This window comes from Microcella alkalica (assembly GCF_014137945.1).
Classification (GTDB): Bacteria; Actinomycetota; Actinomycetes; order Actinomycetales; family Microbacteriaceae; genus Microcella; species Microcella alkalica.
In genome coordinates this window covers 337,867-362,806 of record NZ_JACGWX010000001.1, presented here as the reverse complement: position 1 = coordinate 362,806, position 24,940 = coordinate 337,867, and the positions used below count along the sequence as shown (strand labels likewise).

The 24,940-nt window shown below is 70.2% G+C and carries 25 protein-coding genes; 8 read left to right on the top strand and 17 right to left on the bottom strand.

Annotated elements, in window-relative coordinates:
• Window positions 1-109 precede the first annotated feature (109 nt).
• On the bottom strand, window positions 110-1,426 hold the full coding sequence (locus FHX53_RS01760) for an ABC transporter substrate-binding protein (protein ID WP_182489623.1): 1,317 nt from the start codon (window positions 1,424-1,426) through the stop codon (window positions 110-112).
• 165 nt (window positions 1,427-1,591) lie between these two features.
• Between FHX53_RS01760 and FHX53_RS01755 the strand changes: the two genes are divergently transcribed.
• The 4 genes from FHX53_RS01755 (at window position 1,592) to FHX53_RS01740 (ending at window position 6,199) form a co-directional block, all read left to right on the top strand.
• A complete protein-coding gene (locus FHX53_RS01755) occupies window positions 1,592-2,623 on the top strand; it encodes a LacI family DNA-binding transcriptional regulator (RefSeq protein ID WP_182489621.1) in 1,032 nt (343 codons plus the stop codon).
• Window positions 2,624-2,663: 40 nt separating this feature from the next.
• Complete coding sequence (locus FHX53_RS01750) at window positions 2,664-4,451, top strand: glycoside hydrolase family 2 protein (RefSeq protein ID WP_246335380.1); 1,788 nt, start codon at window positions 2,664-2,666, stop codon at window positions 4,449-4,451.
• A gap of 104 nt (window positions 4,452-4,555) precedes the next feature.
• Window positions 4,556-5,095, top strand: coding sequence for a TspO/MBR family protein (locus FHX53_RS01745; protein ID WP_220476072.1), 540 nt, complete (start codon window positions 4,556-4,558; stop codon window positions 5,093-5,095).
• A 27-nt stretch (window positions 5,096-5,122) separates the two neighbouring features.
• On the top strand, window positions 5,123-6,199 hold the full coding sequence (locus tag FHX53_RS01740) for a hypothetical protein (RefSeq protein WP_182489617.1): 1,077 nt from the start codon (window positions 5,123-5,125) through the stop codon (window positions 6,197-6,199).
• A 29-nt stretch (window positions 6,200-6,228) separates the two neighbouring features.
• Here the strand turns inward: FHX53_RS01740 and FHX53_RS01735 are convergent, their stop codons facing one another.
• Window positions 6,229-7,215, bottom strand: a complete 987-nt coding sequence (locus FHX53_RS01735) for an aldo/keto reductase (protein ID WP_182489615.1) — start codon at window positions 7,213-7,215, stop codon at window positions 6,229-6,231.
• A gap of 130 nt (window positions 7,216-7,345) precedes the next feature.
• On the opposite strand from FHX53_RS01735, the gene FHX53_RS01730 reads away from it, so the two are divergent.
• Window positions 7,346-7,933, top strand: coding sequence for a methylated-DNA--[protein]-cysteine S-methyltransferase (locus tag FHX53_RS01730; RefSeq protein WP_182489613.1), 588 nt, complete (start codon window positions 7,346-7,348; stop codon window positions 7,931-7,933).
• The gene (locus FHX53_RS01725) at window positions 7,933-8,526 is read left to right on the top strand and encodes a DNA-3-methyladenine glycosylase I (protein WP_182489611.1); all 594 of its coding nucleotides are present in this window, start codon (window positions 7,933-7,935) and stop codon (window positions 8,524-8,526) included. Before FHX53_RS01730 ends, FHX53_RS01725 begins: the two co-directional genes overlap by 1 nt.
• Window positions 8,527-8,568: 42 nt before the next feature.
• On the opposite strand, the gene FHX53_RS01720 is transcribed toward FHX53_RS01725, so the two are convergent.
• The 12 genes from FHX53_RS01720 to FHX53_RS01665 all read right to left on the bottom strand — a co-directional run bounded on the left by FHX53_RS01720 (window position 8,569) and on the right by FHX53_RS01665 (window position 18,818).
• The gene (locus FHX53_RS01720) at window positions 8,569-9,354 is read right to left on the bottom strand and encodes a peroxide stress protein YaaA (protein WP_182489609.1); all 786 of its coding nucleotides are present in this window, start codon (window positions 9,352-9,354) and stop codon (window positions 8,569-8,571) included.
• Window positions 9,355-9,405: 51 nt separating this feature from the next.
• Complete coding sequence (locus FHX53_RS01715; RefSeq protein WP_182489606.1) at window positions 9,406-9,669, bottom strand: F0F1 ATP synthase subunit epsilon; 264 nt, start codon at window positions 9,667-9,669, stop codon at window positions 9,406-9,408.
• A 2-nt stretch (window positions 9,670-9,671) separates the two neighbouring features.
• The gene (gene atpD, locus FHX53_RS01710) at window positions 9,672-11,132 is read right to left on the bottom strand and encodes a F0F1 ATP synthase subunit beta (RefSeq protein WP_182489604.1); all 1,461 of its coding nucleotides are present in this window, start codon (window positions 11,130-11,132) and stop codon (window positions 9,672-9,674) included.
• A gap of 24 nt (window positions 11,133-11,156) precedes the next feature.
• Window positions 11,157-12,056, bottom strand: coding sequence for a F0F1 ATP synthase subunit gamma (locus FHX53_RS01705; RefSeq protein WP_182489602.1), 900 nt, complete (start codon window positions 12,054-12,056; stop codon window positions 11,157-11,159).
• 87 nt (window positions 12,057-12,143) lie between these two features.
• Entirely contained in the window at window positions 12,144-13,778 is a 1,635-nt protein-coding gene (gene atpA / locus FHX53_RS01700) for a F0F1 ATP synthase subunit alpha (RefSeq protein ID WP_182489600.1), read from the bottom strand.
• A gap of 57 nt (window positions 13,779-13,835) precedes the next feature.
• Window positions 13,836-14,627, bottom strand: a complete 792-nt coding sequence (locus FHX53_RS01695; protein WP_182489598.1) for a F0F1 ATP synthase subunit delta — start codon at window positions 14,625-14,627, stop codon at window positions 13,836-13,838.
• Window positions 14,628-14,629: 2 nt separating this feature from the next.
• Window positions 14,630-15,175 (bottom strand): F0F1 ATP synthase subunit B, encoded by a 546-nt coding sequence (locus tag FHX53_RS01690; RefSeq protein WP_182489596.1) that lies wholly within the window; start codon window positions 15,173-15,175, stop codon window positions 14,630-14,632.
• A 10-nt stretch (window positions 15,176-15,185) separates the two neighbouring features.
• On the bottom strand, window positions 15,186-15,419 hold the full coding sequence (atpE, locus tag FHX53_RS01685; RefSeq protein ID WP_182489594.1) for an ATP synthase F0 subunit C: 234 nt from the start codon (window positions 15,417-15,419) through the stop codon (window positions 15,186-15,188).
• 46 nt (window positions 15,420-15,465) lie between these two features.
• A complete protein-coding gene (gene atpB / locus FHX53_RS01680; RefSeq protein ID WP_182490100.1) occupies window positions 15,466-16,272 on the bottom strand; it encodes a F0F1 ATP synthase subunit A in 807 nt (268 codons plus the stop codon).
• A gap of 160 nt (window positions 16,273-16,432) precedes the next feature.
• Window positions 16,433-16,891 carry a Cg1360 family ATP-synthase-associated protein gene (locus FHX53_RS01675; RefSeq protein ID WP_182489592.1) on the bottom strand — a complete coding sequence of 153 codons (459 nt, stop codon included), beginning with the start codon at window positions 16,889-16,891 and terminating at the stop codon, window positions 16,433-16,435.
• On the bottom strand, window positions 16,888-18,144 hold the full coding sequence (locus tag FHX53_RS01670; RefSeq protein ID WP_182489590.1) for an MraY family glycosyltransferase: 1,257 nt from the start codon (window positions 18,142-18,144) through the stop codon (window positions 16,888-16,890). The genes FHX53_RS01675 and FHX53_RS01670 overlap by 4 nt, the downstream gene beginning before the upstream one ends.
• Window positions 18,141-18,818, bottom strand: coding sequence for an L-threonylcarbamoyladenylate synthase (locus tag FHX53_RS01665; RefSeq protein ID WP_182489588.1), 678 nt, complete (start codon window positions 18,816-18,818; stop codon window positions 18,141-18,143). Before FHX53_RS01665 ends, FHX53_RS01670 begins: the two co-directional genes overlap by 4 nt.
• 87 nt (window positions 18,819-18,905) lie before the next feature.
• Here FHX53_RS01665 and FHX53_RS01660 point away from each other — a divergent pair, with 87 nt between their 5' ends.
• Window positions 18,906-19,529: an HAD family hydrolase gene (locus FHX53_RS01660; RefSeq protein WP_182489586.1), complete on the top strand. Its 624-nt coding sequence runs from the start codon at window positions 18,906-18,908 to the stop codon at window positions 19,527-19,529.
• 41 nt (window positions 19,530-19,570) lie between these two features.
• Window positions 19,571-20,734 (top strand): N(5)-(carboxyethyl)ornithine synthase, encoded by a 1,164-nt coding sequence (locus FHX53_RS01655; protein WP_182489584.1) that lies wholly within the window; start codon window positions 19,571-19,573, stop codon window positions 20,732-20,734.
• A 4-nt stretch (window positions 20,735-20,738) separates the two neighbouring features.
• Here the strand turns inward: FHX53_RS01655 and prmC are convergent, their stop codons facing one another.
• From prmC to rho, 3 genes are read right to left on the bottom strand one after another with little or no spacing between them, the layout of a single operon-like run.
• On the bottom strand, window positions 20,739-21,602 hold the full coding sequence (gene prmC / locus FHX53_RS01650; protein ID WP_182489582.1) for a peptide chain release factor N(5)-glutamine methyltransferase: 864 nt from the start codon (window positions 21,600-21,602) through the stop codon (window positions 20,739-20,741).
• A 22-nt stretch (window positions 21,603-21,624) separates the two neighbouring features.
• Window positions 21,625-22,707 carry a peptide chain release factor 1 gene (gene prfA / locus FHX53_RS01645; protein WP_182489580.1) on the bottom strand — a complete coding sequence of 361 codons (1,083 nt, stop codon included), beginning with the start codon at window positions 22,705-22,707 and terminating at the stop codon, window positions 21,625-21,627.
• 39 nt (window positions 22,708-22,746) lie between these two features.
• Window positions 22,747-24,870, bottom strand: a complete 2,124-nt coding sequence (rho, locus tag FHX53_RS01640) for a transcription termination factor Rho (protein ID WP_182489578.1) — start codon at window positions 24,868-24,870, stop codon at window positions 22,747-22,749.
• Window positions 24,871-24,940: the final 70 nt, after the last annotated feature.

The following is a 24,940-nucleotide window of genomic DNA, read 5'->3' as shown; positions in this document are numbered from 1 at the left end:
ATGAGGGCCTTCCTGGATGAGACGGATCGGGAGGTTCGAGCGCACGGGTTCCCGCGCGCTCGGTGGCGGAGCGCCGGGCCGGGGACGCAGCGCCCCCGGCCCGGTCGGCTCAGTCGCCGAACGCCGCGCGATTCTCCTCGAGGAGCTTCTCCGCGTCGCTCGCGGCGGCCGTCATGGCGTCCTCGGGGCTCGCAGTTCCGAGGATGCCCTCGGAGACGGCGACTTCGAGGGTCTCCGCCTGCACGGTTCCGATGCCGGGGACCGGCGGGAGGAAGCGCATCGCGTCGATCTGCTCGGCGACGATGCCCTGAGCGGTGCCGTCCAGAACGCCGCTGTCGCGGACGGACTGGCGCGCCGGGATCATCCCGGAGCCCGCCCAGGTGCCCGACTGCTCGCTCATCCACGCCACGAAGACCTGCGCCGCAGCCACGGTGTTGTCGTCCGCCCCCGACTGCCGGGGGATCACGAAGTTGTGCGAGTTGGCCCAGACGGCGGCGTTCTCGCCGATCACGGGGATCGGCGCGGCCGCGTACGGCAGGCCGGACGCCTCGAGGTCGTTGATCTGCCAGATGCCGTCCCAGGTGATCGACGTCTCGCCGTTCTTGAACGCGAGGTACTGGGCGTCGATGGCGACCTCCGCGGGGCTGTAGCCCGCCTCGACGATCCCGCGCTGCCACTCGAGAGCCCTGATTCCGGCCTCCTCGGCGAATTCGACCGCGCTGCCGTCGCCCGCGTACGGCTCGCCGCCGAACTGCCACTGGAGCGAGAGGTTCATGAGGTGCGCCGGCCAGCGGTTGGGCATCCAGAACGGGGTCTCGAATCCGGCCTCCTGGAGTGCGTCGAGGGCGGCCATGAGAGACGCCTCGTCCGTCGGCGCCTCCGTGATCCCCGCCTGCTCGAAGTGATCGGTGTTGTAGTACATGGCGAGGGAGTGGACGTCGAGCGGGATGCCGTACCGTGCGTCGCCGAACTCTCCGGCCGTCCAGACCTCGTCCGTGAAGTCGTCGGCACTGAGTCCGACGCCGTCGGCGAGGCCGTCGAGCGGAGTCAGGAGGTTGCGCGCGGCGAAGGTCGCCATCTGATCGAGGTGGATGACCGCGACGTCCGGGCCCTCTCCCGCGGTCAGGGCCGCGGGCATGCGCTGGTACAGGTCGCCCCACGGCTGCGTGTTGGAGACGACCTCGATGTTCTCGTGCTCGGCGTTGAAGTCGGCGACCATCTGCTCCATGAACGGGCCGTCACCGCCGGTGAAGCCGTTCCAGAAGGACAGTTCGACGGCGGGGCCCGTGTACTCGCCGGAGTACTCGGTTGCCGAGTCCTCGGCAGCGCCTCCGCCGGCGCAGGCCGCGAGGACCAGTGCCGATGCCGTGGCGACGCCCAGCGCCGCGATGGGGCGGCGGGGGCCGCGGGGACGGTGGTGCGTCATGGGATTCTCCTCTTCGTTGGGGAGCCCGCGTGCGGGCCGGTTGCGAGCGCCCGCGCCGACAGCGGCGGCGGAATCTCGCGACGCGCCACAACTTACAGCGCTGTAAATGCGATGTCAACCACCCTGCGCGCATATCCTGGCCACGCACGAGGAGAGGATCACCACATGGCACGCGTACGACTGGCCGATGTCGCCGCCCTCGCAGGCGTGTCGATGAAGACCGTGTCGAACGTAGTGCGGGACTACCCCCACGTGACGCCCGAGATGCGCAAGCGCGTCCAGGACGCGATCGATCAGCTCGGCTATCGCCCCAATCTCACCGCGCGCCGTCTCGCCACGGGCCGAACGGGGATGATCGCCCTCGCCGTACCGGAGATCGATCACCCCTACTTCTCCGAGCTCTCCCGCCACGTCGCGGAGGTCGCGCTCGAGCGCGGCCTCCGCGTGATCCTCGAGCAGACTCTCTCGACGTCCGAGGGCGAGCACGCCGTCCTCCGCGACCGTGAGGCGGGACTCGTCGACGGCGTCATCTTCCACCCGGTGAGCATGACGAGCCTCGAGATCTCGCGCTTCCATCGCGACACTCCGCTCGTCCTCATCGGCGAGGCCGCTGTTCCTCTCACGACCGACCACGTGATGATCGACAACGTCGTGGCGGCGGCGGAGGCTACGCGGCACCTGCTGCTCCTCGGTCGGCGGGAGCTCGTCTTCCTCGGCGCCGTCCGGGGGGACGTGACGGTCACGACCGATCGCCGCCTCGAAGGCTTCCAGCTCGCGCTCGAGGAGGCTGGGATCCGACCGGGAGCCGACCGCGTTCTGACGGCCGACGACTTCTCGCCGGAAGCCGGTGCCGCCGCCGTGCACGCCGCACTCGATGCGGGCGACCGCATCGACGGCATCGTCTGTCGCGACGACCAGTTCGCGGTGGGCGCGCTGCGCGCGCTCCACGAGCGCGGAGTCGAGACGCCCGAGCGCATCGCGATCGTCGGGTGGGACGACACGGCGCTCTCGCGCTACTCGTTCCCTCAGATCACGAGCGTCTCCCCCGACAAGCGCGCGATCGCCGAGATCGCCCTCGCGATGCTCGTCGAGCGCATCGACGGGCTCGCCGGGCCGGGCCGGCACCGCATCGCTCCGCACCGGCTCGCCGTGCGCGACACCGCCCCGCGTGAAGGGATATCGGCTTTACAGCGCTGAAATAGTGCGTCATGATGGCGGGATGCACGCCGAGTCGCCGATGACGTCCGCCCGAGATTCGCACCCACGACCGCGCCTGATCCGCTCCCGCTGGGTCTCGCTCGATGGCGAGTGGGAGTTCGCCCTCGACCCCGGCGGTGACGGCCTCGAGGGCGGCTGGTGGCGTGGCGATGTGTCTCTGGAGGGCCGCATCACCGTGCCGTTCCCGCCGGAGAGCCCAGCATCCGGCATCGGCGATCTCGGACCCCATCGGGTTCTCTGGTACCGCCGCCTGCTCACGTCCGACGACCTGGCCGGGGCGGGCGAGCGGCTCGTGCTGCACTTCGGCGCGGTCGACTACCGGGCGAGCGTGTGGGTCGAGGGTCAGCTCGTCGCCGAGCACGAGGGGGGCCACACTCCGTTCTCGGCCGATCTGAGCCGGTGCCTCCCCGAGCTGGCCGCAGGCGCGGCGATCGTCGTGCGCGCCGAGGACGACGCGCGCGACACGGCGCAGCCCCGCGGCAAGCAGGACTGGGAGGACGAGGCGCACGTCATCTGGTACAGCAGGACGTCCGGCATCTGGCAGCCGGTGTGGCTCGAGCGCACGCCGCGCACCGCGATCGCGTCGGTCGACCTCGACTCGGACCTCGGCGCGGGAACCATCACCGCCGTCGTCCGTCTCACCCGGACACCGGCGTCGACCGGCGAGCTCGCGATCGAGCTGCGACACGATGACGTCGTTCTCGCGAGCGGGAGCGTGCGAGCCGACCGCGACGAGATCCGGATGACGCTCGAGCTCCCGGCGATGCGCAACGGGCAGGCCTACGAGTCGCTCCTGTGGTCGCCCGAGCATCCGCGCCTGATCGACGCGGCCGTGACGCTCCGCGCCGACGGCGCAGCGGATGCCGTGCTCTCGTACGTCGGGCTGCGGCGCATCGGCTGGCACGGCGGGCGATTCCTCCTCAACGATCGTCCTCACCGCGTGCGGGCCGTGCTCGCCCAGAACTACTGGCCCGAGTCCCACCTCGCGGCTCCGAGCGCTGAGGCGCTCCGCCGCGAGGTCGAGCTCATCCGCGAGCTCGGGTTCACGACCGCGCGCGTGCACCAGAAGATCGAGGACCCGCGGTTCCTGTACTGGGCCGACCGGCTCGGGCTCATGGTCTGGGCGGAGGCGCCGAGCGCCTACGACTTCAGTCCGACCGCCGTCGCCCGAAGCACGCGGGAATGGATCGAAGCCGTTGCACGAGACCGATCGCACCCGTGCGTCGTCGCGTGGGTGCCGCTCAACGAGAGCTGGGGCATCCAGCACATCGCGCACGACGAGCGCCAGCGCGACTTCGCGGAGGCGCTCTACCGGCTCACCAAGGCCCTCGACGCCACTCGCCCCGTCATCTCCAACGACGGCTGGGAGCACGCGACCTCCGACCTGCTCACTCTGCACGACTACACGATGGATCCGGAGCGCCTGGCTCAGAGCTACGCAACGAGCGCGGCCATCGAGGCGGCCGTCGTCGGAGTCGGCCCGGCCGGCCGACGGGTCATCGCGCCCGGCAGCTCACCGGTGCCCGGTGCCCCGATCATCGTCTCGGAGTTCGGCGGGGTCACCTGGGCTCCCGGCAGCGCCGAAGGAGACGGCACGTGGGGCTATGCGGTCGCGCACTCGACCGAGGAGTTCGAACGGCATCTGACGGCGCTCATCCAGGCGCTCGACTCGAGCGAGCATCTCGCGGGCTGGTGCTACACGCAGCTGACCGACACGATGCAGGAGGCGAACGGACTCCTCGATGAGCAGCGCCGGCCGAAGCTGCCGATGGAGACGCTCCGCCGGATCATCGCGCAGGAACGGTAGCGCGCGATGGCGCCCCTCGTCGGTCGCTGACCCGCTCCCGCCCAGCGCACGCGCAGGAGGCTCGGAGCAAGCCCCCCTACTCTGCGATGCGGAAGGAGGGCCGGATGACCGACATGCGCACCGCGACGACGACGCACATCGCCGACCGCTCCGGGCTCCGCTCCGGGCTCGCGCTCCTCGGATTCCTCTCCCTCTCTCTTCTCATCGGCCTCGTGGGCTCGCTCATCTCGCAGCCCGCGATCGACGGCTGGTACGCCGACGCCGCCAAGCCCATGTGGACTCCCCCGAACGCCGTGTTCGGTCCGGTGTGGACCGTCCTGTACGGCGCGATGTCGATCGCCGCGTGGCTCGTCTGGCGACGGCCCGCCTCGCCGGAGCGGACCCGCGCTCTCACCGTGTACGGCGTGCAGCTGGCCCTCAACGCCATCTGGACCCCGGCATTCTTCGGCCTCGGCTCGCTCATCGGGGGCCCCGGCCTGTGGATCGCGCTCGCGATCATCGTCGCCCTCGACTTCGCGGTGCTCGCATCGATCATCCGCTTCGGCGACGTGAGCAGGACCGCCGCCGTACTCATGGTTCCGTACTGGCTCTGGGTGCTCTACGCCACGACACTCAACGCCGCGATCGCTGTCCTCGCCGGCTGAGCTCGGAGGCGCCGGTAGCGTGGGGGCGTGACCCCGACCCCGCCCGCGCATCGCCGCCGGGCGCGATCGCGCGGCGGAAGAGGCATCCTGATCGGGCTCGCCGTGCTCGCGATCGGCGCCCAGGGTGCCGTCATCGCGGGAGCCGCGTGGGCGGCCGCGAACCCGCGCATCGTCGCCGATCGCGTGACCGTGCTGACGACCGACCTCGACCCGGTCGTCGCCGAGTACGCGGTCAGTGCAGGGATGAGCGAGGAGGGGGTCGACCTCCTGCACGCGAGCCTCACGGCAATCGTGCCCGGCGACGACTTCGACGACTACTGCTCGACCGACGAGCCCGGCATCGGGGTGCTCGGCTGCTACACGCTCGACGACGGCCGCATCTACCTCTACGACGTCGAGAATCCCGACCTCGCGGCGCTCGAGCCCATCGTCGCCGCCCACGAGATGCTGCACGCCGCGTGGGATCGCCTGACGGCCGACGAGCAGGATGCTCTCGCTCCCCTCCTCGAGGAGGCGTTCGCCGCCCTCGGCCCCGATCACGAGCTCGTCGAGCGCATCGCCGCGTACGAGGCGCAGGATCCGAGCTCCCGGATCCCCGAGCTCTACGCCATCATCGGCAGCGAGATCGCCGCCGTGCCCGCAGCGCTCGAGGTGCACTACGCGCGCTACTTCGACGACCGAGCGGCGTCGGTCGCACTCAGCGAGCGCATCACGGCACTCTTCGCCGATCTCGAAGCACGGCTCACGGCTCTGAGCGACGAGCTCGAGGCGCTCGGCGCCCGGATCGACGCTGAGCAGGCCGCCTACGACGTGGACGCCGCAGCGCTCGAGGCGGAGATCACCGCGTTCAACCAGCGCGCAGCAGAGCCGGGCGGCTACACGAGCCAGTCGGTGTTCCTCCGCGATCGCGACGCGCTCGTCGCGCGGCAGCAGGATCTCAACGCGCGCCTGCAGGCAACGAACGCTCTCGTCGCGGAGTACAACGCCCTGCTCGAGCAGCTCGAGGCGCTCAACGCCGAGGCCGACGAGCTCAACCGCTCGATCAACGTCGAGCTCGTGCCCATCGAGGAGCGCGACGCAGTGGACGAGCCGACGGGCGGCTGAGAGCGCCGAGACGCCGCCGCGTCGTCACGTCAGTAGCTCGTCAGCACGTCGTTCGTGGGCAGGATCTCGTCGATGGCCGCAAGATCGTCGGGCGTGGGCGTCCACGCATCCGCTGCCGCCGCGTTCTGCGTGACCTGCTCGGGCGTCGTGGCACCCGCGATGACGCTCGCGATGGCAGGGCGGCTCAGCAGCCAGCCGACCGTCGCCTCGAGCATCCCGACCCCTCTGCTCTCGCAGAAGGCCGCGTAGGCCTCGACGCGGTCCCACGGCGCGTTCTCGACCAGATGCGGGCGCTGCCGCATGATGCGCGAGTCGGCCGGCCCGCCGTCGCGCGTGAACTTCCCCGTGAACAGGCCGTTGTAGAGCGGGAAGTAGGGCAGGACTCCGACGCCGCGAGCCGCGGCGGCCGGCAGGAGCTCGCGGTCGGCGCCGCGCGTGAGCAGGCTGTATTCGTTCTGGGCGGAGATGAAGCGTTCATGGCCGTGCAACTCGGCGACGAGGTCGGCCTCGACGAGCTGCCAGGCGGCGAAGTTGGAATGCCCGAAGTAGCGGATCTTGCCCTCGTCGACGAGCTCGTCGAGCGCGGCGATGGTCTCCTCGATCGGCGTCGCGGGGTCGGGAGTGTGGAACTGGTACAGGTCGATCCAGTCGGTCTGCAGACGCCGCAGGCTGCCCTCGACGGCGAGGCGGATGTAGCGGCGCGAGCCCTTCGCGCCCCAGTGCGGGATCGGGCTCTCGTAGTCGGCGTGACCGAACTTCGTCGCGAGCACGACCTCGTCGCGGTGACCCTTCAGCGCTTCGCCCATCATCGTCTCGCTGCGGCCGTAGGCGTAGCCGTAGATGTCGGCGCCGTCGAGGAGGGTGATCCCCGCGTCGAGGGCGGCGTGCAGCACGCGCGCCGTGCCCTCCTGAGTCTCGGTCGCGCTGCCCGGGCGACCGAAGTTGTTGCAGCCGAGGCCGATCGTCGACACGCGGAGCCCGGAGCGGCCGAGGGTGCGGTGGGTCATCTCGCTCATCCCTCCATCCTGGCGCAGTCGAGCGGGAGCCGGCTGCGCCGCTCCTCCCGAGCTGTGCTCCTCCGCGCGTCCGTCCCCCGCGTCCGATTCCCGCCGGTCGGGGATGCCACGGGGCGATTAGCCTGTGGACATGACGAGCACCACCGCCCCCGCCGTCCCCGCCCCGCTCACCGACTCGACCGCGCCGGAGTCCGCCGCCGCAGCGCCCGCGGTGGCGCCCGCGGTGGCGCCGCCCACGACCGGTCGACTCGTCGTCGACTCGCCGCTCGGCCGCATCCTCCTCCTCGGCGATGACGAGGCGGTCACCCGGCTCGAGATCGAGACGGCCCAGGGGTTCCGCGGCGGCGAGGCGCCCGATGCGCCGACGGCCGTCCTGGAGCGCGCGGCCTCCCAGCTGCGCGAGTACTTCGCCGGAGATCGTCACGACTTCGACGTGCCGATTCGACTCGGCGGCACCGCCTTTCAGCGCGCGATCTGGGCCGAGCTCGACGCCATCCCGTTCGGCGAGGTGCGCAGCTACGGTGAGCTCGGCCGCGCGACCGGCCGAGCGACCGCAGGTCGCGCCGTCGGCGGAGCTGTCGGAGCCAACCCCGTCCCGCTGCTCGTCCCCTGCCACCGGGTCCTCGCCGGCGACCGACGCATCACGGGCTACAGCGCTGGCCGCGGGGTCCCCACGAAGGCGTGGCTGCTCGATCACGAGGGCATCGCGCACCGCTGATGCCGATCCGAACCGACCTCTTCGCCGCCGACGACGGCCGCGAGCGCTGCGGCTGGGTCGGCAATGATGTCGAGTACCGGAGGTACCACGATGAGGAGTGGGGCCGCGAGCTCCGCGGCGACCGCGCCCTGTTCGAGAAGCTCAGCCTCGAGGCCTTCCAGTCCGGGCTGTCCTGGATCACGATCCTGAAGCGCCGCGCCGCCTTCCGCTCTGCATTCGCCGGCTTCGATCCGGAGGTCGTCGCCTCCTTCGATGAGAGCGACGTCGAGCGACTCACGGCCGACGCGGGCATCATCCGCAATCGCGCGAAGATCGCCGCCACGATCGCCAACGCTCGAGTCATCGCGCCGTGGGTGCGCGAGGAGCCGGGTGCTCTCGATGCGCTCATCTGGTCGCATGCGCCCGCCTCCCGCCGCGCACGACCGCGATCACTCTCCGAGATCCCGGCGACCACGCCCGAATCGATCGCGCTGGCCCGAGTGCTCAAGGCACGAGGTCTCCGGTTCGTGGGCCCGACGACCGCCTACGCGCTCATGCAGTCGTCGGGTCTCGTCGACGATCACCTCGCCGGTTGCTGGCGCGTCAGCGGATGAGTCGGCCGGCGCCCGCGCGGCAGCCGCCCGAAGGCTCTGCCATCAGCTCGCGGCGGCGAATCCCTCCAGGGTCGCGGGAACGACGAGCTCGAGCTCGCCGGGAGCACCAGGACGCAGCGGCCACCCGCACTCCCCTGCCGCCGCGATGACGTCCGTGATCGTCTCCGGCAGAGGTCCGTGCTCGAGCAGATCGCGCACGAAGGCTCCCTTGCCCTTCTTGTTGAAATGGTTTAGCGCTCTGGCGGCCCCGTCCTCCCCGATCGAGACGACACGGACGAAGAGCGCGTCGTCCCGTTCGGGCAGCGGGCCCAGAGCGGCGTAGCCCTCCGACCGGAGATCGAGGATCGGCCCGTCGAGAGAGGCGAGGACCGCAGCGTTCGCGGCGCTCCAATGCCGCTTGAGCGCCAGGCCCGGCAGACGGGAGTCGTGGGAGAGCCGATAGGCGGGGAGCAGGTCGCCTGCGCCGACGAGACCCAGCAGCGCCGAGTGCACGAGCACGTGCCGGTGGGCGCGAGCTCGTGCTGAGGGCGACAGAACCGAGGCGCCGAGAGCGTCGTACAGGACACCCGTGTAGCGGTCCATGGCGGCCATGGTCGGGGTCGCTCGAACCGCCCGGTCGCGAGCGAGCTCTCGGTCGGCCGCTCGCGCCGAGAGCTTCAGAGCGCGCGCGGCGGCCTCATCGTCGGAGAGAAGCGATGCGAGCGCGTCGAGGACGTCGCGCCGGGCATCCGTCAGATCAGGGAACGACAGAGCCGTGAGATCCAAGCACGACCCCGCGGCTCCGCCGTCACGCTTGGTCTCGGAGGGCGGGAGGATGAGCGTCGTCACGACGCGTCCGCCCGCTGCCCGGCGCCCCGAGGGGCTCCGGAGCTCGACACGTCAGGAGACGAGCTCGGCCTGGCCCGCGACGATCGTCACGGTGTCGTTCTCGACCGAGAGGAAGCCGTCCTCCGCGCGCGCGGTGAGCGGCGCGCCGCTCACCGGCGTGATCCGCACCTCGCCCGCGCTCAGGATGCCGAGGATCGGCTCGTGGCCGGGCAGGATGCCGATCTCACCCTCGGTCGTACGGGCGACGATCTGCTTCGCGGTCCCCGACCAGACCTCGCGGTCAGCCGAGACGACGCTCACGGTGAGCTCGGCCATGATCAGCCGTTCTCCTTCTGAATCTGAGCCCACTTCTCCTCGACGTCGCTGATCGCGCCGACGTTGAAGAAGGCCTGCTCGGCCACGTGGTCGAACTCGCCCTTGGCGATCGCGTCGAACGACTCGATCGTCTCCTTGAGCGGAACGGTCGAGCCCTCCACACCCGTGAACTTCTTGGCCATGTAGGTGTTCTGCGAGAGGAACTGCTGGATCCGGCGCGCACGCGACACCGTGATCTTGTCCTCCTCGCTGAGCTCGTCGACACCGAGGATGGCGATGATCTCCTGCAGCTCCTTGTTCTTCTGCAGGATCGCCTTTACCGTCGTGGCGACGCGGTAGTGGTCCTCGCCCAAGTAGCGGGGGTCGAGGATGCGCGACGTCGAGGTGAGCGGGTCGACGGCCGGGTACAGACCCTTCGACGCGATCTCGCGGCTGAGCTCGGTCGTGGCGTCGAGGTGCGCGAACGTCGTGGCCGGGGCCGGGTCGGTGTAGTCGTCGGCGGGGACGTAGATCGCCTGCAGCGAGGTGATCGAGTGACCGCGCGTGGAGGTGATGCGCTCCTGCAGGATGCCCATCTCGTCGGCGAGGTTTGGCTGGTAGCCCACCGCGGAGGGCATGCGGCCGAGGAGGGTCGAGACCTCCGAGCCGGCCTGCGTGAAGCGGAAGATGTTGTCGATGAAGAGCAGGACGTCCTGCTTCTGCACGTCGCGGAAGTACTCGGCCATCGTGAGCGCCGAGAGGGCGACGCGGAGACGCGTTCCCGGCGGCTCGTCCATCTGGCCGAAGACGAGTGCGGTCTTGTCGAAGACGCCCGCCTCCTCCATCTCGTGGATGAGGTCGTTTCCCTCACGGGTGCGCTCGCCGACACCGGCGAACACCGAAACACCGCCGTGATCCTGCGCGACACGCTGGATCATCTCCTGGATCAGGACGGTCTTGCCGACACCGGCACCGCCGAAGAGGCCGATCTTGCCACCCTGCACGTACGGGGTGAGGAGGTCGATGACCTTGATGCCGGTCTCGAAGAGCTGCGTCTTCGACTCGAGCTGATCGAACGACGGCGGCTTGCGGTGGATCGGCCAACGCTCCGAGACCTCGACGGCCGCACCGGGCTCGCCGTTGAGGACCTCGCCGAGGACGTTGAAGACCTTGCCCTTGGTGACGTCGCCAACGGGGACGGTGATCGCCTCGCCCGTGTCGCGCACCTCCTGGCCGCGGACGAGTCCGTCGGTCGGCTTGAGCGCGATCGCGCGGACGAGGTCATCGCCGAGGTGCTGAGCGACCTCGAGCGTGAGCACGGTCGACTCGTCACCGATCGTGATCGTCGTCTGCAGGGCGTTGTAGATGCCCGGGATAGCGTCGTGCGGGAACTCGATGTCGACAACGGGGCCCGTCACGCGAGCGATGCGGCCGACGCCGGCGCTCGTGGTGGGGGCCTTCTCGGCCGGAGCAGTCGTGGTCATGGGTTCGTCCCTTTTTCTCGGTGCTTACTTCGCCGAGACGAGGGCGTCTGCGCCGCCCACGATCTCGGAAATCTGCTGGGTGATCTCGGCCTGGCGAGCGTTGTTCGCCAGTCGGGTGTACTCGCGGATGAGCTTGTCCGCGTTGTCGGTGGCCGACTTCATGGCCTTCTGACGTGCGGCGTGCTCGGATGCCGCCGACTGCAGCATCGCGTTGAAGATGCGGCTCTCGATGTAGACGGGCAGGAGGGCGCCGAGGACATCGTCGACCTCCGGCTCGAACTCGTACAGCGGCAGGACGTCGCTCTCGCCCGGCTCCTCGACCCCATCGACGATCTCGAGAGGCAGCACGCGCACGATCTCGGGCGTCTGCGTCACGAGGCTCACGAAGCGGTTGTAGACGATGTGGATCTCGTCCACGCCCTCGTTCTCGCCGCTGGCGATGAAGGCGTCGACGAGAGTGTCGGCGATGTCCTTCGCGGTCTCGAACGTCGGCTGGTCGGTTCCGCCCATCCACTCCTTCGCCGCAGTGCGGCGACGGAATGCGTAGTACTGGACGGCCTTGCGGCCGACGAGGTAGTTGACGACCTCGAGGCCCTCGCCCTCGAGCCGCGTGCGCAGCTCGTTCGCCTCACGGATGACCTGCGAGCTGAAGCCGCCCGCGAGACCGCGGTCGGAGGAGAACACGACGACGGCCGCCCGGCGCGGGTTCTCGCGCTCGGTCGTGAGGACGTGGTCGACGTTCGAGTACGTGGCCACGGCCGAGACGGCGCGGGTCACCGCACGTGCGTAGGGCGCCGACGCGGCCATGCGCGCCTGAGCCTTCTGGATCCGCGAGGCGGAGATGAGCTCCATCGCACGCGTGATCTTCTTGGTCGTCTGGGCAGACCTGATCTTCTGCCGGTAGACCCGAAGCTGCGCTCCCATGTCTCTCTTTCTGTCGGGGGGTGAGGATGTTCGGTGCCGGTGGGCGGCGGGCCCTGCTCCGTGTCGGTGCGGGCCCGCCGTCGCGACCTAGCGCTTGCGGCGGACGATCTTCTCCTGGTTGATGTCTTCCGCCTCGGTCTCGTCGAACTCCTCGTGGCCCGCGTGCACGCCGCCGTTCGCGCCGCCCTGGAACTCGAGCACGAAGGCGTCGACGGCCTTCTCGAGCTCGGCCTCGGTGTCGCCATCGAGCACGTTGCTGTCGCGCAGCGTCGTGAGGATCGAGGTGTTGCGGTGGAGGTGGTCGAGCAGCTCGCGCTCGAAGCGGAGCACGTCGGAGACCTCGAGGTTGTCGAGCTTGCCCTTCGTGCCTGCCCAGATCGAGACGACCTGCTCCTCGACGGGGTAGGGCGAGTACTGCGGCTGGCGCAGGAGCTCCGTGAGGCGAGCGCCGCGAGCGAGCTGACGACGGCTGGCCGCGTCGAGGTCGGAGGCAAACATCGCGAACGCCTCGAGCGAGCGGTACTGCGCGAGCTCGAGCTTGAGCGTTCCCGAGACCTTCTTGATGCTCTTCACCTGGGCGTCACCACCGACGCGCGAGACCGAGATTCCGACGTCGACCGCGGGGCGCTGGTTGGCGTTGAAGAGGTCGGACTGCAGGAAGATCTGGCCGTCGGTGATCGAGATCACGTTCGTCGGGATGTACGCGGAGACGTCGTTGGCCTTGGTCTCGATGATCGGGAGGCCCGTCATCGATCCCGCGCCGAGCTCGTCCGAGAGCTTCGCGCAGCGCTCGAGCAGACGGGAGTGCAGGTAGAAGACGTCGCCGGGGTAGGCCTCGCGCCCCGGGGGACGACGGAGGATGAGCGACACGGCGCGGTAGGCCTCGGCCTGCTTCGACAGGTCGTCGAAGATGATGAGGACGTGCTTGCCGCCGTACATCCAGTGCTGGCCGATGGCCGAACCGGTGTAGGGGGCGAGGTACTTGAAGCCCGCGGGGTCGGACGCGGGAGCGGCGACGATCGTCGTGTACTCCATCGCGCCGGCCTCTTCGAGCGCGCCCTTGACCGCGGCGATCGTCGAGCCCTTCTGGCCGATGGCGACGTAGATGCAGCGAACCTGCTTCGAGACGTCGCCCGACTCCCAGTTGGACTTCTGGTTGATGATCGTGTCGATCGCGATCGCCGTCTTGCCGGTCTGGCGGTCGCCGATGATGAGCTGACGCTGGCCGCGCCCGACGGGGATCATGGCGTCGATCGCCTTGATGCCGGTCTGAAGGGGCTCGTGCACGCTCTTGCGCTGCATGACGCCGGGGGCCTGGAGCTCGAGAGCGCGGCGGCCCTCCGACGCGATGTCGCCGAGGCCGTCGATGGGCGCGCCGAGCGGGTCGACCACGCGGCCGAGGTAGCCGTCGCCCACGGGGACGGAGAGGACCTCGCCGGTGCGGGTCACCTCCATGCCCTCGACGATGCCGGTGAACTCGCCGAGGATGACGACGCCGATCTCGTTCTCGTCGAGGTTCTGCGCCAGGCCCAGGGTGCCGTCGGCGAAGCGGATGAGCTCGTTCGCCATGACGCCCGGGAGGCCCTCGACGTGCGCGACGCCGTCACCGGCGTCGGTGACGCGGCCGACCTCGGTCGCGACCGCTGCGCCGGGAGCGTAGCCCTTGGCGAAGTTCTTCAGCGCGTCGCGGATCTCGTCCGGGCTGATCGTCAGTTCTGCCATGTTCTTCCCTTTTCGTTCGAGCCCGGCGAGGGCCCGTTCTGGTGTGACGGCGAAGGCCTAGCCGGCCAGCCGGAGCTTGAGTTCGGTCAGTCGGGCCGCGACGCTGCCGTCGATGACCTCATCGCCGACCTGGACGCGAGCGCCGCCGATGACGGCGGGATCGATAACCTGGTCGAGCGTGAACGCGCGGCCGTAGCGGCGCTCGAGGCTCGCGCTGATCGCGTCGCGCTGAGCGTCGGTGAGCGGCTGCGCGACCGTGACGGTCGCGACGCCCTTCCCGGCGACATCGGCGACGAGCGCGGCGCCGTGGCGCACGAGGGCGCCGATGCGACGACCGCGCGGCTGCTGGACGAGATGTCCGGCGATCGCGATGGTCTGCGGGCTCGCCGCGCGGCCGAGCAGGCTCTGCACGAGCGACAGCTTGCCCTCGGCCTCGCCGCGCTTGCTGCCGATCGCGAGCTCGAGCTCAGCATCCGATGCGACGGCGCGACCGAACGCGAACAGCTCGCTCTCGACCTCGACCGACGCCGGAGCCGACTGGGCGACGGCCCGGATACCGATCTCCTCGATGCCGGCGAGCAGCTCGTCGCCGCTCGACCAGCGGTTCGCGACCATGCCCTCGAGCAGAGCGCGGGCCGGAGCCGTGAACCCGCCGAAGATCGAGCCGATGAGCTCGGCCTTCGCCTCGGGCTCGACCGAACAATCGGTCAGAGCGCTCGTGAGCTGGGTCGAGGAGCCGATCGTGCGAGCCGCGACGAGCAGCTGCTCTCCGGCGGCGAGATCGATGCCCGTCGAGGCGGCCAGCTGCGCGCGGGCCGACTCGAGGGCGCTTCTCGTAGCTGAGCCCATGCCTACTTGGCCGCCTTCTCGGAGGCCTCGAGGTCGGCGAGGAAGCGGTCGACGATGGCCGTGGCCTTCTTGTCGTCGGTGAGCGACTCGCCGATGACGCCGCTCGCGAGATCGAGAGCGAGCGTGCCGACCTCGGCGCGGAGCGAGACGAGAGCCGCCTGACGCTCGGCCTCGATCTGCTGCTGAGCCGTGGCGGTGATGCGCGCAGCCTCGGCGCTCGCCTGCTCCTTGAGGTCGGCGAGGATGGCTCCGCCATCGACGCGGGCCTGCTCGCGGATCTTCGACGCCTCGGCGCGGGCCTCGGCGAGGAGCTTGTTGTACTCCTCGAGCGCGGCCTTCGCCTCGGCCTGCGCCGACTCGGCCTGCTTGATGCCGCCCTCGATCTTGGCGCTGCGCTCGTCGAGCGTCGCCTGCATGCGCGGAAGAACGACCTTCCAGAACACGAACAGGACCAGCAGGAACGGGATGATCGAGTAGACGATGTCGTACCACGCCGGAAGGAGCGGGTTGACCGTCTCCTCCGCCGCGATGGTGAGTGCCTCAAGCACGAGCGATCCCTTAGACGAAGATGAAGTAGGTCGCGATACCGATGAAGGCGAGCGCCTCGGTGAACGCGATACCGATGTACATGAGGACCGTCAGACGGCCCTGGAGCTCGGGCTGGCGAGCGACCGACTCGATCGTCTTGCCGACAACGATGCCCACGCCGATGGCCGGGCCGATCGCGGCGAGGCCGTAGCCGACCGTCGCGATGTTGCCTTCGAGCTCAGCGAGAACAGTGTTTGCGTCCACGAGGGGTGTTTCCTTCCGTGTTGGATGAACCGGGCGGGAGCCCGGCCTAGTGCTCTTCCGCCAGCGCGAGCTGGAGGTAGACAGCGGTCAAGAGGGTGAAGACGTAGGCCTGCAGAACCGAGACGAGAATCTCGAAGAAGGTGAAGGCCACGCCGAAGAGCTGCGTGCCGACGCCCGCGAGGATCCAGCCGCCGCCGAGGTCGGTCATGAAGAAGGCCGAGGCGGAGAAGAACAGCACGAGCAGCAGATGGCCGACGACCATGTTCATGAGGAGTCGGAGCGTGAGGGTGATCGGACGCAGGATGAACATCGAGACGAACTCGATCGGCGTCACGATGATGTAGAGCGGCCACGGCACACCGGGCGGGAACAGCGCGTTGCGGAGGAACGCGCCGGGGTGCTTGCGCAGACCCGCGTAGATGAACGCGACGTACGAGGCCACCGCGAGCACGAGCGGGAGGCCGATGACCGAGGTTCCCGCGATGTTGATGCCCGGGATGATGCCCGTGAGGTTCATGAATAGCACGAGGAAGAAGATCGTCGTCAGCAGGGGAAGGAAGCGGCGGCCGTCCTTCTTGCCGAGCAGGTCCTCCGCGATGTTGACGCGCACGAGGTCGAGACCCATCTCGACGGTGCCCTGGAAGCGGCCGGGGACGAGCTGCATCTTCCGGGTGCCGAGCCAGAACAGGAGGATCAGCAGCGCGACCACGACGAGGCGCAGGATCATGATGCGGTTGAGCTCGAAGGGCGTGCCCTCGAAGAGCACCGCGGGAGGGAAGAAATCGAGGATCGACGGACCCGAGAAGCCTCCCTCGGAACCATCTTCGGTCGCGAACGGGAGCAGGGGGATCAGGGCGGCAGCGCTCAGGGGAGTCTCCAGAATCGGGGCGGCACACAGGTGTGCCGCGGCGATCGGCAGTTGACCTCACCCTATCAAGGAAAAGGGCCTCGACCGAATCGGCATCGGGTGCGCGGATGCCCGCGCGGCGACCTCGACGAGGCCGCTCGGCGTGCTATTGGGGGGCGATCGGGCGGGCGTCGCTGACGTACGGGATGCGCGCCCGCGAGACGGCGATCAGGTCGACGACGAGACCGCCGAGCACGGCGATCACGAGGGTGACGAAGAGGACCGTCGGCTCCACGAAGGTCGCGTCGCGGAGCGTGAACACGAGGGCGAGGAACAAGGCGAACTTGAGCAGCCAGGCGCCCAGCACGATGCCGAAGTACGCGGGCGACAGGAGATCTCCCTTCGTCACGCGGTCGGCGAGCAGGATGCTGCCCGCGGTCACGGCGAGGAACACGAACCCCATGCCGGCGCCGATGAGACCGCTCAGAAGCCCGGGCAGCTCGGCGACGAGAGCGCCGACGACGCTGCCGACGACGGCGATCGCGACGCTCAGCGAGGCGCCGTAGATCAGCGACAGCCGCAGAGCGGGAGCCGCAGAGGTGCGGGGGCGGTCGGCGGCGGTCATCGGGTCTCCTCCGGCTGGCGACGGGATCGGGTCAGGGTGTCGAACACGGGGTCGTTCTCGTCGAACTCGGTGTCGATGGGCGGTGCGGCGGCGTCGAGCGGGTCGAATCGCGCGAGAGGACCGTGGGCATCGTGGCTCGACTGCGCCGCGGCCTCCGCGCGCTTCCGCGCGCTGAGGGGGGCGAGCGTGACGACCGTGCATGCGATGAGCCCGAGGATGACCGCCGTGAGCGCCCACTCCCACGGCACGAACATGAACAGCAGGGTTCCGACCGCGATGACCGCGGTCCACGCGTAGAAGATCAGCACCGCATGGAAGTGGCTGTGCCCCATGTCGAGCAGGCGGTGGTGCAGATGCAGGCGGTCAGCGCTGAACGGCGACTTGCCCGCGCGCAGCCGGCGGAGCACCGCGAGGCCGAAGTCCAGCAGCGGGACGACGAGCACCGCGAATGGCAGCAGAAGCGGGATGAACGCCGGCAGGAGCTGACTGCGATCGATCGAGCTGGGGTTGATCTGCGAGGTGACGGTGATCGTCGAGATGGCCATGAGCATCCCGACCACGAGGGCTCCGCCATCGCCCATGAACATCCTCGCCGGGTGCCAGTTCAGCGGCAGGAAGCCTGCGGTCGCGCCCAGCAGCACCGCCATGGTGAGCGAGGCGAGGTTGAACGCCGACTGGTTCGTCGTGATCGACAGGATGTAGCTGTAGATGAAGAACACGCCGCCCGCGATGAGGGTGACGCCGGCGACGAGGCCGTCGAGGCCGTCGATGAAGTTGACGGCGTTCATCACGAGCACGATCGCGAGCACTGTGACGATGAGCGAGAGGGTCGGCGAGAGGACGGTGATGCCGTTCTCCGGGCCGATCGGCAGGGAGACGATCTGCAGGCTCGCCCACGCCAGGAAACCCGCGATGAGGATCTGGCTGGCGAGCTTCGTCATCCAGTCGAGATCCCACAGATCGTCGGCGACGCCCACGACGAGCATGACGACCGCGGCCGCTACGATCGCGAGGATCGGGAACGGGTCGGAGTACACCCGCTCGAACCAGCTGATCTGCGACGCCACGGCGAGCGCGATCGCGACGCCGAGCACGATCCCGATGCCTCCCAGTCGCGGAGTCGGGCGCGTGTGCACGTCGCGGTCGCGGATGCCCGGGTACAGCTTGAAGCGGTGGCTCAGCGCGAGCACCGTCGCGCCGACCGCGAAGCTCGCGATCGCGGCGATGAGCGCGACGAGCGCGTAGAAGGTCACGCGAGGCGCTCCGCTCCGACGACGCGGGCGATCTCGTCGTCGGGGATGACGCCGTGGCGGACGATGCGCAGCCGCCCCTCGGGAAGGTGGAGGCTCGTCGCGTCGACGATCGTCGACCCGGGGTCGCGCGCAGGGTCGCTCCCCTCCCCCACAGGGCCGCCGTCCAGGTAGACGGCGATGCGGTCGCCGAGCATGTCGATGGCCTCCTGCGCGGTGCGCGCGGCGGGCATCCCGCTGATATTGGCGCTCGAGACGGCGAGGGGGCCGGTGTCGGCGAGAAGGTGCAGCGCGTGACGGTTGTCCGGCATGCGCAGTGCGACCGTGCCGCGGGTCTCGCCGAGATCCCACACGAGCGACTCGCGCGCCTCGACGATCACGGTGAGCCCGCCCGGCCAGAACTCGGCGACGAGGGCCTCGACCTCCGGCGGCACCGTCTCGGCGAGAGCGGCGAGCGTCGGGATGCCCGGGATGAGCACGGGAGGCGGGGCGTCGCGCCCGCGCTCCTTGGCCTCGAGCAGCCGCTGGACGGCCTCGGGACGGAAGGCGTCGGCGGCGACGCCGTACACGGTGTCGGTCGGGAGGACGACGAGCTCGCCGCGCCCGATGGCGCCCCGAGCCGCGCGCAGACCGGCCAGCAGCTCGGCCTCGACGGAGCAGTCGAACACGGTGGTCATGATGCGTTCATCGTAGTGGGGCATGCTTGACGGGCCGCCGCCGAGCGGCCTCCTCCCCCTGGTCGACCGAACGGGATACCTACGCGCATGAGCCTGCTGTTCCTCTTCGACATGGACGACGTCCTCTACGACTACGACTGGCGCACGCGCATGGCCGACCTCACGGAGATCACCGGGCACGACCTGCACGAGCTGCGGCGCCGGTGGTGGATCTCCGGGCTGGAGTGGCAGGCGGAGGCAGGCACGCCCGCGACGCCCGATGCTTACCTGGCCGCGGTGAACGACGCGATCGGGGCGGACATCCCCGTCGAGGAGTGGGTGCGGATCCGCTCGGAGGCGACGCGGCCCCGGCCCGCTGCGCTCGAGGCGGTGCGGCGCGCGAGCGAGCTCGGCCGCGTCGCGCTGCTGACGAACAACGGCATTCTCATCCACGAGCACCTGCACGTCGTCGCGCCCGAGCTCGTGGAGATCATGGGCCGCGAGCACATGCACGCGAGCGCGGCCTTCGGAGCGCGGAAGCCCGACCCGCTCGTGTACTCGCGCGTCCTGGAGCACTACGGCGTCACCGCCGGCAGCGCCTTCTTCACGGATGACCGGCCCGAGAACATCGAGGGCGCCGCGTCGATCGGCATCAGCGCGCACCTCTACCGCGATGCGGCCGGGCTGCGCGCGGCGATCGAGGAGTTCGCGGCGGAGGCTCGCGCCGCGTAGTCGCGCCCGGGGCCGCCCGGGGCCCCGCTCTACAGTGGGGTATGACCTCCCCCTCCCCCGCGTCCGGCCCGCTGCGCCTCGGCGTCATCGCGACCTCTCGCAAGCCCGACGAGCGACGCCTGCCCATCCACCCGGGGCACCTCGAGCGCATCGACGCCGATCTGCGCGCACGCATGACGCTCGAGCGCGGGTACGGGTCGCGGTTCGGCATCGCGGATGCGGAGCTCGAACCTCTCGTGGGCGGCATGGCCGAGCGCGCCGGGGTCATCGCTCTCGCCGACGTCGTCCTGCTGCCGAAGCCGCAGACCGCCGACCTCGAGGAGCTGCGCGACGGCCAGACGCTCTGGGGCTGGCCCCACTGCGTCCAGGACCGCGCGATCACCCAGCTCGCGATCGACAAGCGCCTGACCCTCATCGCGTGGGAGGCGATGAACCACTGGCGCTCCGACGGCGGGTTCGGGCTGCACGTGTTCCACAAGAACAACGAGCTCGCCGGGTACTGCTCGGTGATCCATGCGCTCGAGCTGTGCGGCTCGACGGGCGACTACGGCCGCCGCCTCAGCGCGGTCGTGATCGGGTTCGGAGCGACCGCGCGCGGGGCCGTGACCGCGCTCAACGCGCACGGCATCCACGATGTGCGCGTGCTCACGAACCGCGACATCGCGGCCGTCGGCTCGCCCATCCCCTCGGTCGACATCGTGCAGTTCGAACACGATGCCGAGTCGCCGTTCGCGAGCACCGTCAACACCGATGACGGCCCGGTCGCCCTGCCGGAGTTCCTCGCCGCGAACGACATCGTCGTCAACTGCACGCTGCAGGACCCGAATGCCCCACTGACGTACCTGCGGGAGGACGACCTCGGCGCGTTCCGCCCCGGCAGCCTCATCGTCGACGTCTCGATCGACGAGGGCATGGGCTTCAGCTGGGCGCGGCCGACCTCGTTCGCCGATCCGATGTTCACGGTCGGCGACTCCACGAACTACTACGCCGTCGACCACAGCCCGTCGCTACTCTGGAACTCGACGACGTGGGAGATCAGCGAGGCGCTCATGCCGTTCCTCCGCACCGTCATGGAGGGCCCATCATCCTGGGCCGGCTCCGACACCATCAGCCGTGCGATCGAGATCGAGGATGGCCGCGTGCGCAATGCAGCGATCCTGGCGTTCCAGGGGCGGTCGGCGGAGTACCCGCACGCCGTCGTGTGATCCCTCAGCGGCGCGCGGTCGTCGCGCGGTCGCGGCCGAGCAGGTCGCGGTGGCAGGCGACGGCTGAGAAGCCGTCGGCGCGGAGGATCGCGGCGAGCTCGGCGGCCTGAAGCTCGCCGTGCTCGATGACGAGGGCGCCGCCGGGGCGGAGCAGGCGGCGGGCCGTCCGCGAGAGGGCGCGCACGGCATCCAGACCGTCCTCGCCGGAGTAGAGCGCCGCGGCCGGATCGAACAGGCGCACCTCCGGGTCGCGCGGCACCGCGCCGAGCGGGATGTACGGAGGGTTCGAGGCGACGACGTCCACGAGGCCGTCGAGCTCGGGCAGCGCATCGGCGAGGTCGCCCGCCACGAGGCGCACGCGGCCGTCGCCGTGGCGCTCGATGTTGCGGGCCGTCCAGGGAAGGGCCTCCGGTGACTTCTCGACCGCAACGACGCGCGCGTGCTGCACCTCGGTCGCCATCGCCAGGGCGATCGCGCCGGAGCCGGAGCCCAGATCGACCGCGAGCGGCTCAGGGTTCGGCACGAGGGCGAGGGCGTCGATCGCGAACTGCACGACGAACTCGGTCTCGGCGCGGGGCGTGAACACGCCGGGGCCGACGGCGAGCTCGAGGGAGCGGAAGGGCGCGAGACCCGTGATGTGCTGGAGCGGCTCGCGCGTCGCGCGGCGGACGATCGCGGCGCGGATGACCCGCGCATCCTGCTCGTCGATGGGGCTGCGGGTGAGCGCGCGGGCCTGAACCGCGCCGCGCGACAGACCGAGGACGTGCCCGATGAGGAGGTCGGCGTCGACCTCCGGCGCGGGGATGCCCGCGACGGCGAGCGCATCGATCGCGTCGCGTCGCAGCGACTCGAGATCGGAGGAGGTCATGCGGGAGCGCGCCTGCGCGAGGTCAGGACGCGGTCTCGCCGAGGGAGGCGAGTCGCGCCTCCTCGTCGGCCTGGATGCACGACTCGATGACCGGCCCGATCGCGCCGTTCATGACGGCGTCGAGGTTGTAGGCCTTGTAGCCGGTCCGGTGGTCGGCGATGCGGTTCTCGGGGAAGTTGTAGGTGCGGATGCGCTCGGAGCGGTCCATGCCGCGGATCTGACTCTTGCGCGCGTCGCTCGCCGCGGCGTCGATCTCCTCCTGCTGCTTGGCGAGGATGCGCGCGCGGAGGACGCGCATGGCGGCCTCCCGGTTCTGGATCTGGCTCTTCTCGTTCTGCATCGACACGACGATGCCGGTCGGCAGGTGCGTGATGCGCACGGCCGAGTCGGTCGTGTTGACGCTCTGACCGCCCGGACCGGAGGAGCGGAATACGTCGATCTTGAGGTCGTTCTGGCTGATCTCGACCTCCTCCGGCTCGTCCACCTCGGGGAAGACGAGGACGCCGGTCGTCGAGGTGTGGATGCGCCCCTGCGACTCGGTGGCCGGCACGCGCTGGACGCGGTGCACGCCGCCCTCGTATTTCATGCTCGCCCAGACGCCCTGCGATGGGTCGGTCGCGTTCGACTTGATCGCCACCTGGACGTTCTTGAAGCCGCCCATGTCGCTCTGCGTGGAGTCGAGGACCTCGACCTTCCAGCCGCGCGACTCGGCGTAGTAGGAGTACATGCGCAGCAGGTCGGCCGCGAAGAGCGCCGACTCCTCGCCGCCCTCGCCGCCCTTGATCTCCATGATCACGTCGCGCCCGTCGTCGGGGTCGCGCGGGATCAGCAGTCGACGCAGCTTCTCCTGCGTCGTCGCGACGCGCTCCTCGAGGCTCGGGACCTCCTCGGCGAAGGCCTCGTCCTCCTTGGCGAGCTCGCGCGCGGCGACCAGGTCATCCTGCGCCTGCACCCACAGCTCGTGAGCGTGAACGATGCGGCTGAGCTCCGCGTAGCGGCGGTTGAGCTTCTTGGAGCGGGCCGCATCGGCGTGCACCGCGGGGTCGGCGAGCTGCTCCTGCAGCGCCTCGTGCTCGGCGATGAGTGCGGTGACCGAGTCGAACATGGGTACTCCCTCGTGGGCGGGGGCGCTCGGCCCCCGCGATCAGTCCTCCTTGTGGGCGGGCTGGCTGCGGTCGGCCTGAGGCAGCGCCTTCTGGATCTGCACGAGGAACTCGACGTTCGACTGCGTCTCCTTGAGCTTGCCGAGTACGACCTCGAGCGACTGCTGCGTGTCGTGGCCGGCGAGGGCGCGGCGCAGGCGCCACGTGACCTTGACCTCCTCCGAGCCGAGCAGCATCTCCTCCCGGCGGGTGCCGGAGGCGGAGATGTCGACGGCGGGGAAGATGCGCTTGTCGGCGAGCTGGCGCGAGAGTCGGAGCTCCATGTTGCCGGTGCCCTTGAACTCCTCGAAGATCACCTCGTCCATCTTCGAGCCGGTCTCCACGAGCGCGGTGGCGAGGATGGTGAGGGAGCCGCCGTCCTCGATGTTGCGCGCGGCGCCGAAGAAGCGCTTCGGCGGGTAGAGAGCGGCCGAGTCGACGCCGCCCGAGAGGATGCGCCCGCTGGTGGGCGCGGTGACGTTGTACGCGCGGCCGAGGCGGGTGATCGAGTCGAGGAGCACGACGACGTCGTGGCCGAGTTCGACGAGGCGCTTCGCGCGCTCGATGGCGAGCTCGGCGACCGTCGTGTGGTCCTCGGCCGGGCGGTCGAAGGTCGAGGCGATGACCTCGCCCTTGACCGAGCGCTGCATGTCGGTGACCTCTTCAGGTCGCTCGTCGACGAGCACGACCATGAGGTGGACCTCGGGGTTGTTCTTGGCGATCGCGTTGGCGATCGCCTGGAGCACGAGGGTCTTGCCCGCTTTGGGGGGCGAGACGATGAGGCCGCGCTGGCCCTTGCCGATCGGGGCGACGAGATCGATGATCCGGGTCGAGAGCTTCTGCGGCTCGGTCTCGAGGCGCAGGCGCTCCTGCGGGTAGAGCGGCGTGAGCTTGCCGAACTCGACGCGCGCGGCGGCCTCCTCGATCGTCTGGCCGTTGATCGAGTCGATCGAGACGAGCGCGTTGTACTTCTGGCGGCCCTGGCTCTCGCCCTCGCGGGGCTGGCGGATGGCGCCGACGACGGCGTCGCCCTTGCGCAGGTGGTACTTCTTCACCTGGCCGAGCGAGACGTAGACGTCGCTCGGGCCGGGGAGGTAGCCGGTCGTGCGCACGAACGCGTAGTTGTCGAGCACGTCGAGGATGCCCGCGACGGGGATGAGGACGTCGTCCTCGCCGACCTCGGGCTCGAAGTCGTCGCCCGCGGGGCCGCGCCCGCGCTTGCGGTCACGACCGCGACCGCGGCCACGGCCGTCGGCGTCCTGATCGGCGCGCTCGCTCTGCGGGCCGTTCTGATTCTGCTGGCCGCGCTGGCCGCCCTGCGGCTGCTGGCCGGACTGCGCCTGCTGGCCGGACTGGGGCTGCTGACCGGACTGCGCCTGCTGACCGGACTGCGCCTGCTGCGCGTCCTGACCGCGCGCGCCCTGTCGACCGCTCGGGGCGGCGTCGCCCTGCTCGGCGTTCTGGCCGTTCTGGCCGTTCTGGCTGCGGTCGCGGTTGCGACGGTTGCGGTTGCGGTTGCGGCCGCGGCCGCCTCCGCTCTCGGAGTCGTCGTCGGACGCCTCGGCGTCCGCCGAGCGCTCGGAGTCGATCGTGGAGGCGTCCTCGGCCGGGGTGACGGCGACGCCCGCGGAGGCGCCGGCCGCATGCTCGCGGGCGGAACGGCGGCCCGCGCGGCGCTCGGCGGGCGAACGGTCGCCCTCGTCGGCGGTCTCGGCTGCGGCGTCGGTCGCGGCGTCTGCGTCAGTGGAGAGCTCAGTGGGCTCAGCGGCGTCGGGGGCCTGCGTCGGAGCGGCCGTCACTGTGCCGCTCGTGACGCGGCGGGAGCCGCGACGGGCGGGCGCTCCGGCACCGGCGGCGGGCGCGTCGGCCGAGGCGGCGGGCGCATCGCCCGTGGCCTCGGCAGGTGCCTCGTCGACGGCAGGCACGGCGTCGGTCGACAGGTCGGTGTCGGCGCCGACGCTCCCGCCTCCCTGCACGGCGACGATCGCCGCGAGCAGGTCGCCCTTGCGGAGCTTGGAGACCCCCGTGATGCCGAGCTCGGTGGCGAGCTGCTGCAGCTGCGGGAGCTTCAGGGTGGTCAGGTCGATTGCGGCCGCGCTCGAGTCGCGGTCGGTGATGTCAGTCACGGAGGTGGTGTCCTTTCGACTCCGGGCATGGTGCCGCGGAGGATGCTGATCGCTTCGGACCGACCGCACG

Bases quoted from the DNA above. Each gene is read 5' to 3' on its own strand.
- FHX53_RS01725 (WP_182489611.1), top strand. From the start codon at position 7,933: ATGCCGATCCGAACCGACCTCTTCGCCGCCGACGACGGCCGCGAGCGC.
- FHX53_RS01695 (WP_182489598.1), bottom strand. From the start codon at position 14,627: ATGGGCTCAGCTACGAGAAGCGCCCTCGAGTCGGCCCGCGCGCAGCTG.
- prfA (WP_182489580.1), bottom strand. From the start codon at position 22,707: ATGTTCGACTCGGTCACCGCACTCATCGCCGAGCACGAGGCGCTGCAG.
- FHX53_RS01655 (WP_182489584.1), top strand. From the start codon at position 19,571: ATGACCTCCCCCTCCCCCGCGTCCGGCCCGCTGCGCCTCGGCGTCATC.
- FHX53_RS01660 (WP_182489586.1), top strand. From the start codon at position 18,906: ATGAGCCTGCTGTTCCTCTTCGACATGGACGACGTCCTCTACGACTAC.
- prmC (WP_182489582.1), bottom strand. From the start codon at position 21,602: ATGACCTCCTCCGATCTCGAGTCGCTGCGACGCGACGCGATCGATGCG.
- FHX53_RS01675 (WP_182489592.1), bottom strand. From the start codon at position 16,891: ATGACCGCCGCCGACCGCCCCCGCACCTCTGCGGCTCCCGCTCTGCGG.
- FHX53_RS01755 (WP_182489621.1), top strand. From the start codon at position 1,592: ATGGCACGCGTACGACTGGCCGATGTCGCCGCCCTCGCAGGCGTGTCG.
- FHX53_RS01705 (WP_182489602.1), bottom strand. From the start codon at position 12,056: ATGGGAGCGCAGCTTCGGGTCTACCGGCAGAAGATCAGGTCTGCCCAG.
- FHX53_RS01735 (WP_182489615.1), bottom strand. From the start codon at position 7,215: ATGAGCGAGATGACCCACCGCACCCTCGGCCGCTCCGGGCTCCGCGTG.
- FHX53_RS01760 (WP_182489623.1), bottom strand. From the start codon at position 1,426: ATGACGCACCACCGTCCCCGCGGCCCCCGCCGCCCCATCGCGGCGCTG.
- FHX53_RS01730 (WP_182489613.1), top strand. From the start codon at position 7,346: ATGACGAGCACCACCGCCCCCGCCGTCCCCGCCCCGCTCACCGACTCG.
- FHX53_RS01745 (WP_220476072.1), top strand. From the start codon at position 4,556: ATGACCGACATGCGCACCGCGACGACGACGCACATCGCCGACCGCTCC.
- FHX53_RS01665 (WP_182489588.1), bottom strand. From the start codon at position 18,818: ATGACCACCGTGTTCGACTGCTCCGTCGAGGCCGAGCTGCTGGCCGGT.
- FHX53_RS01750 (WP_246335380.1), top strand. From the start codon at position 2,664: ATGACGTCCGCCCGAGATTCGCACCCACGACCGCGCCTGATCCGCTCC.
- atpD (WP_182489604.1), bottom strand. From the start codon at position 11,132: ATGACCACGACTGCTCCGGCCGAGAAGGCCCCCACCACGAGCGCCGGC.
- atpA (WP_182489600.1), bottom strand. From the start codon at position 13,778: ATGGCAGAACTGACGATCAGCCCGGACGAGATCCGCGACGCGCTGAAG.
- FHX53_RS01715 (WP_182489606.1), bottom strand. From the start codon at position 9,669: ATGGCCGAGCTCACCGTGAGCGTCGTCTCGGCTGACCGCGAGGTCTGG.